Origin of the sequence: Paenibacillus jepli (genome assembly GCF_047238105.1) — a bacterium.
In the GTDB taxonomy this organism is placed as follows: domain Bacteria; phylum Bacillota; class Bacilli; order Paenibacillales; family Paenibacillaceae; genus Paenibacillus_D.
In genome coordinates, this window is record NZ_JBDFMD010000001.1 from 7051017 (window position 1) to 7067450 (window position 16434).

General features: G+C 54.9%; 8 protein-coding genes and 1 pseudogene. All 9 read left to right on the forward strand.

Annotation, left to right across the window (positions count from 1 at the left end):
- Positions 1-16: 16 nt before the first annotated feature.
- On the forward strand, positions 17-1291 hold the full coding sequence (locus ABC336_RS30250) for an ATP-binding protein (RefSeq protein WP_413242205.1): 1275 nt from the start codon (positions 17-19) through the stop codon (positions 1289-1291).
- Between the two features lie 90 nt (positions 1292-1381).
- The gene (locus tag ABC336_RS30255; RefSeq protein WP_413242206.1) at positions 1382-1801 is read left to right on the forward strand and encodes a hypothetical protein; all 420 of its coding nucleotides are present in this window, start codon (positions 1382-1384) and stop codon (positions 1799-1801) included.
- Between the two features lie 112 nt (positions 1802-1913).
- Positions 1914-2663, forward strand: a complete 750-nt coding sequence (locus ABC336_RS30260) for an EcsC family protein (protein ID WP_413242207.1) — start codon at positions 1914-1916, stop codon at positions 2661-2663.
- A gap of 252 nt (positions 2664-2915) precedes the next feature.
- A complete protein-coding gene (locus ABC336_RS30265) occupies positions 2916-4535 on the forward strand; it encodes an extracellular solute-binding protein (protein ID WP_413242208.1) in 1620 nt (539 codons plus the stop codon).
- A 65-nt stretch (positions 4536-4600) separates the two neighbouring features.
- Positions 4601-5501, forward strand: a pseudogene (locus ABC336_RS30270) (ABC transporter permease).
- A gap of 29 nt (positions 5502-5530) precedes the next feature.
- Entirely contained in the window at positions 5531-6424 is an 894-nt protein-coding gene (locus ABC336_RS30275) for a carbohydrate ABC transporter permease (protein ID WP_413242209.1), read from the forward strand.
- 26 nt (positions 6425-6450) lie between these two features.
- Positions 6451-8781: an AraC family transcriptional regulator gene (locus ABC336_RS30280; protein WP_413242210.1), complete on the forward strand. Its 2331-nt coding sequence runs from the start codon at positions 6451-6453 to the stop codon at positions 8779-8781.
- Between the two features lie 348 nt (positions 8782-9129).
- Positions 9130-10608: an Lsa family ABC-F type ribosomal protection protein gene (locus ABC336_RS30285; protein WP_413242211.1), complete on the forward strand. Its 1479-nt coding sequence runs from the start codon at positions 9130-9132 to the stop codon at positions 10606-10608.
- A gap of 187 nt (positions 10609-10795) precedes the next feature.
- Positions 10796-16387, forward strand: a complete 5592-nt coding sequence (locus ABC336_RS30290) for an S-layer homology domain-containing protein (RefSeq protein ID WP_413242212.1) — start codon at positions 10796-10798, stop codon at positions 16385-16387.
- The last annotated feature ends 47 nt before the right edge of the window (positions 16388-16434 follow it).

Consider the following 16434-nt stretch of genomic DNA (forward strand, 5'->3'; position numbering starts at 1 on the left):
GAGGGGAGTGAGCGCGGTGGAAAAAATACAGATCACCCCCAGGGGGATCAAAAAGACGCTGCAAAAGTTCGACAGTCTGCAGGCGGTGGCCGAGTATATCTGGAACGGCTTCGATGCCAATGCTACCCGGGTAGAGCTGATCATCGGCCGCAACGAGCTGGACGGTATCGAGCGCCTCACCGTGACCGATAACGGGCACGGCATCCAAAGGCAGGGGCTGGAGCAGAAGTTCAAAATATTCTATGAATCAGAGAAGCAGATCGACCCGGGAAACCGGATCCGGATGAGCTCGACGATGCACGGCAAGAACGGGATCGGACGTCTGACTTTCCACAGCTTTGCCTCACTTGCGACTTGGAACACCACTTATTCGGACGGGCTGATACACAAAAGCTACACGATCCGCATCGCATCTGAGACGATCGACGCGTACGCGGTGACCGAACCGGTCGTTAGCGGCACCGGTACCGGCACCGAAGTCGTCTTCGAGCATCTGCACCGGGATCTGGATCTGGAGCAGCTGCGCTCCTATCTCTGCCGCGAGTTCGGCTGGTTCCTCGAACTGCATGCCGGCAGCGGCTTCGAGCTGGTCGTAGACGGCATCCCGCTGGACTATGGGGGACTGATCGCCGAGCGGGATAAGGTGGAGCTGGAACATGAGCCGACCCGGACCCGATTTTCCGTAACCTTCATCCGCTGGCGGGAGCGCATCAATCATGAGTATTCCAGGCTTTATTTTCTGGATTCGGCGCGCAACGAACGGCACAAGCAGCCCACTACCTTCAATAACAAAGGGGATGCTTTCCATCATAGTGTTTACATCCGCAGCCGGCTCTTTGACCATTTCGACTTTATGAGCCAGGATCAGTACGGTCAGCAGGAGCTGTCATTTGGTCTGAGCCGCAAGAGCGAGCCCTACCAATATCTGCTGGAGACGATCAATCAGTTGATCCACAGCAAGCGCAAGCCGTTTCTGAAGAGCTCTGCCGAAGCGGTGATCGAGGATCTGACGTCTTCGGAGGCCTTCCCGGAGCACCAGGAAGAGTCAGCGGATCACGGACGCAAGGCCGAGCTGAAGGCTGTCATCAAGGAAATCTACCGGATCGAGCCGAGGCTGTTCACCCGCCTGAATCCGGAGCAGAAGCGTGCCATTGTCCATATGCTTGATCTGCTGCTGGAGACGGCCAGCCGCGACCGGCTGCTCGAAGTGCTGGCAGGCATGATGGAGATCAGCGGGCCGGAGCGAAGAGAGCTCGAAGCTTTGCTGGCTCCTGAAGGCGCCGCGCACTGAAGCGCTGGCACCGAGACGCTGGAATTGACACCCAGCTCATCACAGCGGTATACTCAGCCTTAGAATCTTACAATCGAAAGGGGTTACATCGTGGTCCAAGTCATTCTTTATCTGCACATCATCGGTGCGGTGCTCATGGGGTTCTATCTGACATTGCCTTTCCTGCTGGCCAAAGTGGACGGGCTGCCTGACGACAGCGCGCGTCAGGGCTCGCTGCAAGTGCTCGCCAAGCTGAACCGGGTGGGGCAGGTCGCTCTGCTGGTAGCTTTCCTGTCGGGCGGCTATCTGGTCGGGACGGCAGATTATCCTACGCTGTGGTGGATCCTGGCGACTGTCCTGGTCATCGGGATCGGCGCGTCCAGCGGCATCATGGGCGGCAAGATGAAAAAAGCGCTGCAAGGCGGCTCTGTCCGGGACAAGCTGGGAGCCATCCGCAGTCTGAGCATCGCCGCAGGCTCGATGTATTTTCTAGTCATAACACTCATGTTGTTCCCGCACGTTTTTGTATGATTCCCAACCAGCCGGCCGGCGGTCCAATGTCACAAAATTAAGCTGTCTTTATGACATTGGACGCAAGGCCGGCTTATTTGATGGGGGTAGGTGATTGCTGGAGGTGATACATGTGTCTGCCTTTACGGTTTATGAAGAGCAGACGGCCAAACGTCTGAAGGTGTGGGAACGGCAATTCCTCAAAGCTCCTGGCGTGCTGGAGCGAGCCTCCAAATCGTTCTCAACGAAGATTAATGCCTGGATTCCGGAGAAGGTTCACAGTGCGATCACTTCATCGGTCAAGGGAATCGTCAAGACCAGTCTCTTCACAGCGGAATATATCCCGAAGCAGGAGCCGCTGAAGCGGATGAGCCTGGCGGACCGGGATGCCCAGGCGGAAATGCTGCTCTCCCGTTATAAGAAGATTGCAGCGGCTGAAGGTGCGGGTACCGGAGCTGGCGGCATTATTCTGGGACTGGTGGATTTTCCTGTACTGATCGGCATCAAGATCAAATTTTTATTTGAGCTGGCTCATGTTTACGGGTATTCGACCCGGGACTACCGGGAACGATTATTTGTTCTTTATCTTTTCCAGCTTGCCTTCTCCAGCCCCGAGAAGCAGCGTCAGCTGCTGTCCGTCATCAAGGACTGGCCGGCGAGACGAGAGGCGCTCCCCGCAGGCGAGGCCGGAGCCGATGACATCGACTGGCGCCAGCTGCAGCAGGAATACCGGGATACGATCGATTTCCGCAAGATGCTGCAGATGCTTCCCGGCATAGGAGCAGTCGTGGGAGCGTGGGCCAATTACGGCTTGCTGGAAGAGCTTGGTCAGACAGGGATGCATGTGTACCGGATGCGCTGGCTGCAGGATAAGGAAATATGATCTACTCATGAAGTCCAGGACTGGGCTTCATTTTTTGTGTCCGGGAATGAGGAGCCATGCCATGCGCATCTGTTGCAGTCGATGTGCAGCTGATAACCTGGTTAGCAAATACCTCTTCAGATCACGACTTGCCGATTGTCTTCGCAGGCATAGCACGGCTATACTGGGGTCACTCGACCGAGGCAGCGATCAAATGTAAACGCATTCGCATAGCTTCGGCCGTAACTTTTCCATCAATAGGGAGGTCAATGTATGACAAGATCCAAAAAGAAACGCATGAATGCCGCGATTGCCGCAGTGCTAAGCTTGGGATTGTTGGCGGCGGGCTGCAGTACGGCCGACAATAATCCGCCGAGCAATGCACCAGACAATAACACCTCGCACAATTCCGGCGATCCAGGGGCCGCTGAACTGAAGCTGTCCTATTGGGTAGCTCTGCCAGGGGATTCCGCGAGACTAATGAGCAATTATAACGATTCTTTATTCTATCAAGAGTTAGAAAAAAGAACCGGCGTTTCTGTCGAATTCCAGCATCCAGCCGTCGGCAGCGCTCCCGAGCAGTTTAACCTGCTGATCGCCTCCGGCAATCTGCCGGACGTTATCGAGACTAATATTACGACCTATCCGGGAGGTCCGGAAAAGGCGATCGCCGATCGGGTGGCCCTCCCGCTCAATGATCTGATCGAATCGCACGCCCCCAACCTGAAAAAGTATCTGGATGACAACCCGGCCATCACAAAAGAGATCAGCACCGACTCCGGTACGATCTATGCCTTCCCGGCCATCGGCGTCGGTAACTCCAATGCCAGCAGCGGCATGGTACTCCGCAAGGACTGGCTCGATGAGCTGGGGCTGGAGAAGCCGGAGACCATCGACGAATGGACAACTGTCCTGCGGGCTTTTAAGGAACAAAAGGGAGCATCCAGCCCATTGACGCTAACGCTCGGAGAGCTCAAAGATGACCGTCTGATCGGCGCATGGAACATGGGGAACCGTTTTTATCTGGATAACGGGACGGTAAAATACGGACCTTACGAGCCAGCATACAAGGAATTCCTGACGCAAATGAATGCTTGGTATGAAGAAGGTCTACTGGATCCCGACTTCTCTACCCAGGATAATCAGGCCAAGGACGCGAAGATCACGAACAGCCATACAGGAGCGTTCGTCGCTTTCATCGGGGGCGGAATCGGGAAGTATCTCAATGCCATTCCTGAAAGTGCGCCAAGCTTTGATCTGGTCGCGACTCAGCATCCGGTGCTGGATAAAGGAAACGAACCGACGGTCTTCGTCGCCGCCTACGATTATCGTGGCGACGGGAGCGCCATCATTACGCCGGACAACAAAAATCCCGAAGCAACTGTCGAATGGTTCGACTATCTCTACTCGGAGGAAGGAAATATACTGAAAACCTTCGGTGTAGAAGGAACAACGTATGAGATGGTCGACGGATCGCCGATCTACACAGACTTGATTACGAATAACCCTGAAGGATTGTCTGTCGGAGAAGCCATGTCCAAATATCTGCGTGTATCTGCGCCCGCGCCGGGTTTTGTGGGGGATGACAGATATACTCAGCAATACTACAAGTTCGACCAGCAAAAAGAAGCCGTTGAAATCTTCAATAAATATTACAGCAACCTTGAGAACACCCGTATGCCGCGGATTACGCATACCGCTGACGAGGCGCAGGAGATCTCCTCGATCATGGCAGAGATCGAAACCTACAAGGATGAGATGCTGCTGCGGTTCGTGATGGGCGTAGAGCCGCTCGAAAACTTCGATCGGTATATCGCGCAGCTGCAGTCGATGAGGATCGAGCGCGTGCTTGAGCTGAGCCAGGCTGCGCTGGAGCGTTATAACAACCGTTAACGCCAGTTTTGGCCCGGAAGTCCGCAGCAGCTTCCGGGCCGTCAACCGAGAGAGGAGTGCGGCGCATGAACGGCCTGTTGAAGGATTACAGGAAGCATAAATATCTTTATTTCATGATATTTCCAGTTGTTCTTTATTACTTCATTTTCCATTATGTACCGATGTACGGCGCTCTGATTGCCTTCAAAAACTTCCGGATTGCCGAAGGCTTCCTGGGCAGCCCGTGGGTCGGATTCGATCATTTCATCTCATTTTTTGATAGCTACTACTTCTGGCGGCTGCTCAAGAACACGCTGATCCTGAACTTGTACATGCTGTTGTTCTCGTTTCCGGCTCCGATTGTATTCGCGCTGCTGATCAACGAGATCATCGGTTCGCGCTTCAAACGGATCGTCCAGACCGTCACCTATCTGCCGCACTTCATCTCGCTCATCGTTGTCTGCGGTATGATTACCCAGTTCCTGGCCAGGGACGGCATCATCACCGATGTGCTCGTCTGGCTTGGCATGGAGCGGCAGGTGCTGCTGGCCCATCCAGTACTTCCGCAGTATCTATGTCATATCGGATATCTGGCAGGGTGTGGGCTGGGGGTCGATCATCTACCTCGCCGCGATCATGGGCATCAACCCGGAGCTGTATGAAGCCTCCCGGATGGATGGAGCAGGCCGTTGGCGACAGATCTACCACATCACGCTACCCGGGATTACGCCAATCATCGTCATCCTGTTTATTCTGAAGATCGGCAATATGCTGGATGTCGGCTTCGAGAAGATCATCTTGCTCTACAATCCAAACACGTATGTGACTGCAGATGTCATCAGCACCTTCGTATATCGCAAAGGGCTCCAGTCCTTTGAATTCAGTTATGCAACAGCGGTTGGCGTATTCCAGGCGGTCATCAACTTCATCCTGTTGATTGCAGCCAATCGGTTCAGCAGGAAGATCAGCGACAACAGCCTATGGTAGTTAACGGCGCGAGTCAGGAGGAATGAGCGATGGCACCACACACCATTCGCAGAACCAAGGGCGAGATCGCCTTTAATATCGTCAATACGATTTTCATGCTGGGGATGATAGTCATCACATTGTACCCGTTTGTTTACGTCGTGTTCGCATCTGTCAGCGACTCTCGGCAGCTGATTGCCCAGACGGGGATCCTGTTGGCGCCGCTTGGCTTTACGCTGGACGCCTATGTGATGGTATTCAAAAACCCCAATATTATCAGCGGATATCTGAATACCCTGTTTATTGTCGGGTTCGGCACGATTCTGAATCTGGTTATGACGTCCCTGGGGGCTTATGTGCTCTCGCGCAAAGGCGTGGTCTGGACCCGTCATGTCATGCTCTGGATCATCTTTACGATGTTTTTCTCCGGCGGCCTGATCCCGATGTATCTGTTGGTCAACAATTGGCTGCATCTGGGCAATACGCTGTTTGCATTGATCGTGCCCGGGCTCATCTCGACTTGGAATCTGATTATTTTGCGAACATCCTTTGCATCAATACCCGAGAGTCTGATCGAATCGGCCCGGATTGACGGCGCCCAGGATATGACAATCCTGCTACGGGTCGTCATCCCGCTGTCGCTGCCTGTCATGGCCGTAATGATCCTATTCTATGGCGTCGGCCACTGGAACTCCTGGTTTGGCGCGATGATCTATCTGAGGGACCGGCAGCTTTTCCCGCTGCAGCTGATCTTGCGGGAGATCCTGATCCAGAACAACACCAGCTATATGGCAGGCAATACCTCCACAGAGGATGTCGAAGCCGTCGGCGAGAGTATAAAATATGCTACGATCATAGTGGCCACACTGCCGATTCTGTTCGTTTACCCTTTCCTGCAGAAATATTTTGTCAAAGGTGTTATGATAGGGTCGATCAAAGAATAGTCACTCTGAGCGCAGGAGGGTGAACCGTGAACGAAGTGACCCGCTTTCGCTGGCGAGGGATCTGGAGCAGATGGCTGGCCTCGTATGTCGTTGTCCTGCTCATCCCGATCCTGATCATGGCCGCGACGCATCTGCAGACCCGTAAAGTGATGGAGGAAGAGATCTCGCGGGCTAACGCCGCTCTGCTGTCGCAGCTGCAGCAGGAGATCGACAACTATGTCGACTTTACGTATCGGCTCTCGGAGGTGATCTCCTTCAGTCCCAGAGTCAACGCCCTGATCCGCGGCCAGCAGGAGGTGACCGCCGCGGAAAGGATCTCGATTTCTCAGCTGCTGGCGGAGCTGAAGGCTTACAATATCTCCAGACGGTATGTGGACAACTTTTATATCTACTTCCGCGACCGTGACTTTGTGCTGACCGAGAGCTCGTATTATGAGACGGGGCTGTTCTTCCAGCACCATGTATTGTCGCGCGGCATCGCGTATGATGCATGGCAGAGCTTCCTGATGAAACCGCAGCGCGGAGCCTTTGGCAGCTTGCGAATGCTGGGCGAGGAGGAAGGCATTGTGTACGCGCGTACGCTGCCGCTGACCCAGAACAGTACTTCGTCAGCTACGCTCGTCATCGAGCTGAATGAGGCGCAGCTCTTTGCTTCGCTGAGGACCATCCAATCCTACAATCAGGGTCATGTCTATATCCTCGACGCCGATAATACCGTCCTGACCTCCTCGGAAGGGAAAGCTGCGCTATCGCGCAGCTTCGAGCTGCCTGCAGCCGAGCGCGAGCAGGTGAACACGGCATCCGCCGATTGGGCAGGGGAGGAAGTGACGCTGTCGTATATCGAGTCCGAGCGCAACAGCTGGAAATATGTATACGCTATTCCTGAACGGCTATATAGCGAGAAAGCGGAGCATGTCCGTAATATGACTTTTCTGATGCTGCTGGTGGCGCTCGTGATCGGGGCGGTCATTGCCGTCCTGTTTGCCCGGCGCAACTATTCGCCGCTGCAGAAGCTCGTTCGCAGTGTGGTGGCCCGCAGCGATGGGAATCTAGGAGGGCTGGAGAGCAGCGATGAATATGCTTACCTGGAGGAAGCGATGGATAGCGCGCTGGACCGCTATCAGCTGATGAATCGGACGATTGAGAAGCAGAACAAAACCTTGCGGTCGCATCTGCTTGCACGTTTCCTCAAAGGCCGGATCGCCGCCGGATTCCCCGCCGGGGACGTGCTGCCGGAGTACGGGATCAGACCGGATGCGAGTAACTATGCGGTCATTCTCTTTTACCTGGAGGATTACAGCGGCTTCTTCCGTCAGGGTGAGCAGGGGCCGGAAGAGCGGCGTGAGATGGTGCATCTGATCATGACCAACATCGTCGAGGAGCTGGTCTGCGAACGACATCAAGGCTGGATGACAGAGGTCGATGAGATGCTGGCCTGCATCGTTAATTTTGAGCCAGGCACAACATCCGCAGCTGCAGTCCACGAGCTCGGCCGGATCATCCAAGAAGCCCAACGGTTTATCGGCAGTCGGTTCCATATCCAATTTACAGTTTCTGTAAGCGGTGTCCACGAATCGATGGAGGGCTTGCCTGCCGCATATCAGGAGGCAATGGAAGCGATGGCTTACCGGATCCTCCAAGGGGAGCAGACGATTATCTGGCACGATCAGGTCGGGGAGCAGAAGCTGTCCTACGACTATCCGCTGGAGAAAGAGCAGCAGCTGCTCAATTATGTCGGCGCAGGAGATTATGAAGGCGCCAGCCAACTGCTAGACGGGGTCATCGACCGCAACCTGGCGGAGGAGAATCTGTCGGTAGATATGATCCGCTGTCTGCTGTTCGATATGTGCAGCACGATGATGAAGGCGGCGATGGAGTCCAATCCCGATCGCGTCGAGCTCTATAGCGACAATCTGGAGGCGATCCGCGAGCTGATGAACGGCAGTACGGTAAGTGCGATGCGTACGCGCATGAAGCAGTTCCTGCAAAAGGTATGTGAGCTGGCAGGAGAGCGGGTCAAGGCGAGCCGCAGTAATCGGCTCAAGGAGCAGGTGCTGGCTTATATCGCTGATCACTATCGGGAGCACGACTTGAATATCGGGGCAATCGCTGAGCATCACAGTGTCCATCCATCCTACCTGTCCCGATATTTCAAAGAGCAAGTGGGAGACAATCTCACCGAATACCTCAACAAATACCGGGTGGAGCGGTCCAAAGCCTTGCTGCTCGAACAAGACAAATACGTCAAGGACATCGGCGAAGAAGTCGGCTTTTATAGTATCAGTACTTATATCCGGCTCTTCAAAAAGTACGAGGGCGTGACGCCGAGCGCATACCGCGACAGCAAACGGGTATGAAGTAAGCATCGGCCCATCACGGGCAATCGGGGTTGAAATGAACAATAAGCTATGCTATTATACCGTTAACTTTGAAAGAACGGGAGTGGATGAAGAATGTAAAAACTTTCTTGCATTTGCAGCCGCAACATAGCCTTTTTTCGGCATGCGGCAAACGCAGCAAGAAAGTTACGCATTCTTCCCGCTCATTTATTATGGTAAGCCGCGTCCTTTTTGCCAGGCTTGTGCCGAACGTCCGGCACAGCCAGCTGTCATTTGGCGGATTCGGTGAGCTGTATATAGAGAGAGCTGTGGGAAGGGTAACCTTCTTGCAGCTCTTTTTATTATGCTTTTAGGAGGGATGCCCATATGGCATTGATACAAGTAAGCAACCTGACCTTTGCCTACGAAGGCAGTTACGACAATATCTTCGAGGATGTCAGCTTCCAGATCGATACGGATTGGAAGCTGGGTTTTACCGGCCGCAATGGCCGCGGCAAGACGACCTTTATGAAGCTGCTGCTGGGCGAGCTGGAGTACAGCGGTTCGATTAGCGCTGACGTGGCGTTTGACTATTTCCCGTACCGGGTCGAGCACCCGGAGTATCTAACTAAGGATGTCGTGCTGGACCGAATCCCCGCACTTGAGCAGTGGCAGCTGATGCGCGAACTATCGCTGCTACAGGTATCGGACGATGTGCTGTATAGGCCTTTCAATACGCTGTCGAGCGGCGAGCAGACGAAAGTGCTGCTGGCGGCGCTCTTCCTGCAGGAGCACCATTTTCTGCTCATCGACGAGCCGACCAATCATCTCGATCTTCATGCGCGTCAATTGGTGAGCGAGTATCTGAATGCCAAAAAAGGCTTTATCCTCATCTCGCATGACCGGATTTTCCTGGATAACTGCGTCGACCATGTGCTGTCCATCAATCGGGCCAGCATTGACGTACAGAAGGGCAATTTCTCGGACTGGTGGGAGAACAAAAAACGTCAGGATCAGTACGAGCTGGCGGAGAACGATAGGCTGCGAAAAGACGTCAAGCGGCTGTCTGAGGCAGCCAAACGGACGAACAAATGGTCGCATGAGGTGGAAAAAACGAAAAACGGCACCCGAAATTCGGGCTCCAAGGTCGACAAAGGCTACGTCGGTCACAAAGCGGCCAAGATGATGAAGCGTTCGAAATCGATGGAGCGGCGGCAGCAGGCGGCGATCGCAGAGAAATCCCAGCTCCTGCAGGACATCGAACAAGCGGATAGCCTGAAAATCTCGCAGCTGGCCTATCACAAACCCCAACTGTCCGAGCTGCGTGATGTCTCGATCCATTACGGCGATCATACAGTGTGTCGGAACATCAATCTGACGATCGAGCAGGGGGATCGGATCGCACTGACGGGGCCTAACGGCTCAGGCAAATCCAGTCTGCTTAAGCTGCTGCTGGGCGAACCAATCGCCTATAATGGCATCTATAACAAAGGCAGCCAATTGAGGATATCCTATGTGCCGCAAGATACTTCTCATCTGGCCGGAGACTTGTCCGAATACGCGCGCAATCACGGGATTGACGAAAGCTTGTTCAAGGCGATCCTGCGAAAGCTTGATTTTGCACGCGTCCAATTCGAGAAGGATCTGCGAGCCTTGAGCGGCGGCCAGAAGAAAAAAGTACTGCTGGCCAGAAGCTTATGCGAGGAAGCGCATCTGCATGTCTGGGACGAACCGCTCAACTTCGTCGATGTGATCTCCCGCATGCAGATCGAAGAGCTGCTGCTGGAGCATCAGCCTACCTTGCTGTTTGTCGAGCATGATCGCGCATTTTGTGAGCAAATAGCGACAAAAACCGTCGTCATGTAGCACATATACGTGCAAAAACACAATGAAAACAAGCTTCCATTTTCTTCATCCAAAATCCATGTTTCCATAATACCGATCTTACAATCCATCGGTATAATCCTCCGTTGGATGGATATAAACATCCGGACTCGAGCGGCTTGGTCCACCAATGGCCGGCTGGCTTGAACTATTTTCCCAGGAGGCTAGGATGAAGAAAATGAAGATGAAACCTTGGATTTCCGGCATATTGGCTCTTTTCTTGTTGGGGACCTCAGTGCTGCCGACAGCTGAAGCCGAAGAGCAAGCCGAGCAGGAGCAGCAGATGCTGCTGACAGCGGCGATGCCCGTTCTGCTCACCGAGATCTATCCCGATGACAAAAGCAACCAAGAGCACATCGAGGGAGCAGGCAGCGCAGATCTGTTCGAATTTGTCGAGATCTATAACAACTCTGCGGATGAATTGGCGTTTAATGAGCATTATCAAGTACGGTACGACTATGGAACGCTCAAAAATCTGACCGTGACGACGATGACAGACGGCAGTGATGTCCGGATCGCTCCGCACAGTCCGGCCGTGCTGTGGGTTCAGCGCACGAGCAGCAGCATAACGGGCGATGCGGCCAATCTGACGGAGGCGCAATTCAGAAGCTATCACAGTATGCCTGAGGATGTAGCTGTGTTCAAGCTGCATGGACAGGACGGCCTCAATAACGTCGACCGCGGCTTCCAGCTGACGGATAAGGATGATCTGAACCAGATCATCAGCCAGATCCACTATTCGGCAGCCGACGTCGGTGACGGGCTGAGTCTGCATCTGCAGCTGCCAGCTTCCGGTAGCACGATGGCCACGTATGAACAGAAGGGTGCTCCCAGCGCGGGGCTGGTAGACGCGGAGCAGCTCATCCCCGCCCCGGCGACGGAGGAACCGGGCGGCGAGGACCCCGATTCGGGAGATCCCGGCACCGATCCGTCTGAGCCTGGGGAGGAACCGGCGCTGCTGATCACGGAGATCCTGCCCAATCCGGCAGGGGACTACCGGCGCGGCAGCGGCAACCAGTATGAATTTATCGAGCTCTACAACAACACGGCACAGTCCGTGGATCTGAGCGGCTACACGCTGTGGTATCTGTATCCAGGCAGCACGGCGCCGAAGCGATGGGTGATTCCCGAGTCGCAAGCAATCACATTGGAGCCGTATGGCACAGGCGTCATCTGGTTTGCCAAAGAGGCCGTGACCGCAGGATACACGACGACCGACGACTTCAATACCCATTTCAACAGCATGCTGACGGACGAACAGATCGTCTTCTACGATAACAAAGAAAGCAGCGACTTCAACCTGCCGAACGCTCTGCATCGTGGTTTGGCGCTAGCAAGCAAGGACACGCCGGATGAATATATCGTCGAGGCCTGGTATGACGCCAGTACCGATGACAGTCCCGACCGCGAGGTGAACACGCAGCGCAATGCCGTGATCCGTTACAAGGTGCCAGCTGCCGGCACCCGGATGGAACGGCTGGGAATCCGCGCCTACGCCAATCCGGGCAGTCTCGATCCGGATCAAGTAACTCCGGTGGACGGCAAAGACAATATCGCGCCGGTACTGCAGCACGAGCAGACGGCGTTCAATATCGGTGTCGGCCATTCCTACCCGGTACAAGTTGTCAGCAACGAAGAGTTAGATGAGATAGAGATCCTCTATGGTCCGGCTTTTGGAGAAGGAGCGGGGCTCACCGAAAAGCTGAGCTTGATCGAGACGAATAGAACGGATGGCAGGTATGTGTATTCGGGAGCCCTCTCTTACGGCGTGCCTGGCGCATATCGCTATATCATCGCAGGAACGGATAAAGCAGGCAACCGGACTCGCTTGCCGTACAACTCTTTAGGCGCTTTGTTGACTGTGAACGAAAAAGGCACGGAAAGCGAGCTGCCGGAGCCGGGACTATCGATCGGCGACAGCGCACAGCGCGGACTGCTGACATTCTTCGGCTATGGCGAGACAGCAGCTGATGACCTCGCGTTCACATTCGATGGAAAAACGGTAACGGCTCGTCCGGCACTGCCGGGAGATGCCGAATTCGGTCTGCAGACACGCGGGATCGACCAGATCTATCAAGCGACGGTGAGCGCGTTTACTCCTGCGGGCGGACTGCAGTATCTGGAGCGGCTCTATCCCAGATATACCGAAGGCGCCTGGACGCTGCTGACGATCCCCGCGGTCAATCTGGTATCTTCCAATATTGTGTCGGTGCATACGGGCAACGAGAATTCGCCGTATGACCGCTCGATTCATGACAAAGTATTTGGCAAGAACAACCATGACGATTTCGAGATCAGCAATATGCATCTGGTCCTTCCCGACGGGTCGCTGGTCAAGCCGGAGAGAATGGTCAACTATCTCGGCAACCTGACGGAGACGACAGTCATCCCAAGAGAAGACACGTATTACGGCCTGGGAGATGCGGATTCCGGCACAAATACCGGAAAGCCGATGATCAGCGAGCTCCATTTCCCTATCCCCGAGGACAAGTATACAGCCCGATATGCCGAGATCGATACGAGTGGTTACGAAGACGGCGTCTATACGCTCGCAATGACCAAGAACGGCATGACGCTGGATGTCGCAGAGGTGACGGTCGACAATACGAATCCGGTCATCGAAGCTGTCCGCTATGATACCGGCCTGACCTTAACGGATGGCATGCAGCTCAAAGGCCGCATCACGCTCGATGTTGACACGAGCGATGTCACCAGCGGCATCGCCCGTAAGATGGCGATGCTGAACGGGACAAGTATCGAGCTGCCGTACTCGACTTCCTCTGCTCAGCTCACTGCGGGGATGCATGAACTGCAGGTAACGGTAGCAGACCATGCAGGCAATGAAGCCTCAACCAAGCTGAGCTTTGTCATCGCAGATGAACGCCCGCTCGCTCCTACAGCGATGAAACCTGCGGATAAGGGTGCGCAAGTATCCGCCGGATCGGTCGAGCTGTCGGCTGTCGTCTCGGACAGCGATAATGATACGATGAAGGCTGGCTTCTACGAAGCGGGCGCATATGATTTCGCTAGAGGCAAACGGATCTCCGGTTATGCCAATGTCGCCGACCGCGAGCCGCCGCTCGTCATCGCTCCCAACGGAGAAGAGCCGATCTCAGGTGAGGCGGCGCAGCAAGTCAGCTTAGCAGACGGTGAGTACCTGGTCACCGATTCGCAATCCGGCTTCCCTTACCACCGTTTCACAGTAGACCTGGAAGAGCAGCTGCGAGCGGATGATGAGATCGAGCTGTACTGGAAGGGCAAGACACTGCCGGGACGGATCGTGACGATGTATGCCTGGGATTACGAAACGGACAAATGGATTGCTCTGACTGCCGAGAGCGGCGATGCTGCCGAGAGCGACATTGAGCTGAGCGCGGCGGCGGATCCCGAGCGGTTCGTCAAGGATAATCAAGTGCAAGTGATGGTGCAGGATGAAGTCGAAGAGGTGAACAAGCCTTTTACCGTACTCTGGATGACGGATACGCAATATTATGCTGAGAGTTATCCTGACATTTTTGATACACTCGGAGACTGGACGGCGGAGGAGTATAAAAAAGGTGCATTTGAATATATGATTCATACTGGCGATATCGTCAATGTAGCCAACTCTCATGAGCAGTGGGAAGTCGCCGACCGCAATTTGAAGAAGTGGGATGAGGCTGGCGTACCCTATGGTGTATTGGCAGGCAACCACGATATGATCGTCGACGGCATCGACTATTCGTATTATCACCAATATGTGGGGGCCGACCGTTACCGGGACAATCCATGGTATGGCGGCGAGATGGACAACAACCGCAACCATTACGATCTGATGTCGTTTGGCGGTCATGACTTCATCTTCCTGTACATCGGCTTTGGTCTTGAGGATACGCCCGAGACGATCCAATGGGCTAACGAGGTGCTCGCCAAGCACGCCGACCGCAATGCGATACTGGGTATGCACGCTTACCTGGAGTCGAACGGCACGCTCTCCAATATGGCACAAAATATATTTGACCAGGTTATCGTCCCCAACGAAAATATCAAACTGGTGTTGAGCGGACACTATCATGCCGCCAACCGCGTCGTCAAGAAGCTGACGAACAAGGACGGCAGCGAGCGTCAGGTGATCGAGATGCTGGCGGATTATCAAGGCGGTCCAAACGGCGGCAACGGCTTTGTGCGGTTGCTGACGTTTGATCCGTTAGCGGAAGAACTCGATATAAAAACGTACTCACCTGTGCTTGACGAGTACAATTTCTACAAAGGCGATGAGGCCGATCGCGATGAGTTCACCGAATCGTTCGCGTTCCATGACATCAACAAACGGGTTGCGACCGATTACTTTGCCGTCAATGTGTACCGCAATGTGCTGATCGGCGAACAGGTTAACCTGCAGTCCGGCGATACGGCCAAGGCAGTATGGCGCAATCTGCAAGGCAGCACGACGTATTACTGGTACATGAAGATTGAAGATGAGCTGGGAGCTGTCCGCAGAACGCGGATCCAGCGCTTCACGACCGCGGCTGTGCCGAGTGGCGTCACGCCGCCGTGGACGCCGGTCTATCCGCCAGTTACGCAGGAGCCGGGTGATGATGAGACGGAAGAGCCGGGCGAGGTGCCGAGCACTCCGGACCGTCAGGGCAGCAGCCTGACGGTACCGGTCGCCATCCGGGATGGCCAAGCGGTGATCGCTCCTGATGAGGCAGCACTGACAGAAGCAATGACCGCAGCAGCTGCTGACAGCAAAGGGAGAAGAACAGTAACGATCCGGGCAGAGCTCGCAGGCGAGCCGCACAACGGCGCCTATGTGCTGGAGCTGCAGGGCGAGCGGCTGAGCCGTACATCGGGAGCGGAGCGCTACCGTCTGATTACACCGATCGGAGAGGCGACGCTGCCTTCGGATATGCTGTTGAATCGGTCAGCGCAAGGCAAACGCGTCATGTTCGTCATCTCGCCAGCCGAAGGCGTGAGCGGCGGCCGACCGGCGGTAGACGTCAGCTTGCTGGTCGACGGCCACCCGGCGGGATGGGCGGATGGGACTACCCCAGTCAGCCTGACGCTGCCGTATAACAAGGCGGCAAGCGAGCATGCCGACAATCTCGTCGTCTGGTATATTGATCCGGCTGGCGATTCAGAGCCGGTCATCAACAGCCTGTACAACGATGCGGCCGGCGGCTTGACCTTTGCGGTCCGGCACTTCAGCCGTTATGCGGTGGCGTATCATGAAGTCAGCTACCGGGACGTTAATGAAGCAGCCTGGTACTTCCAGGGCATCAACTTTCTGTCGGCAAGAGAACTGGTGCAGGGGATGGGCGACGGCAGCTTTCAGCCAGGCGCTCTGGTGACCCGCGCCGACTTCCTAATCATGGTGATGCGCGTATTTGGCATTGCACCGGACAGCAGTGACGGCGACCAATTTGCCGATGCCGGCAACCGCTACTACACGTCATATCTGGCTGCAGCTAAACGCATGGGCATCGTCCAAGGGGTAGGAGATAACCGGTTTGCGCCGGAGCAGTCTGTCAGCCGTCAGGACATGATGGTCATCCTGCACGGCATCATGAGTACACTGGATCTGCTGCCAATCGGCATGTCCGGCGCTGATCTGGGGGGATACGCAGATGCGTCTCAAGTATCGCCTTATGCCGTAGAAGCGGTGAGTGTTCTGCTGGCCACCAGCCTGATTGAGGGCGTGGGCGATGCACAGCTGGATCCGCGGGGTACGGCAAGCCGGGCGATGTCGGCCCAGGTGATGTACAATTATCTAGCTCAATAACAGACGCACTGGCAAGACGGCGCAGGGACGATTCCTGCGCCGTCTTT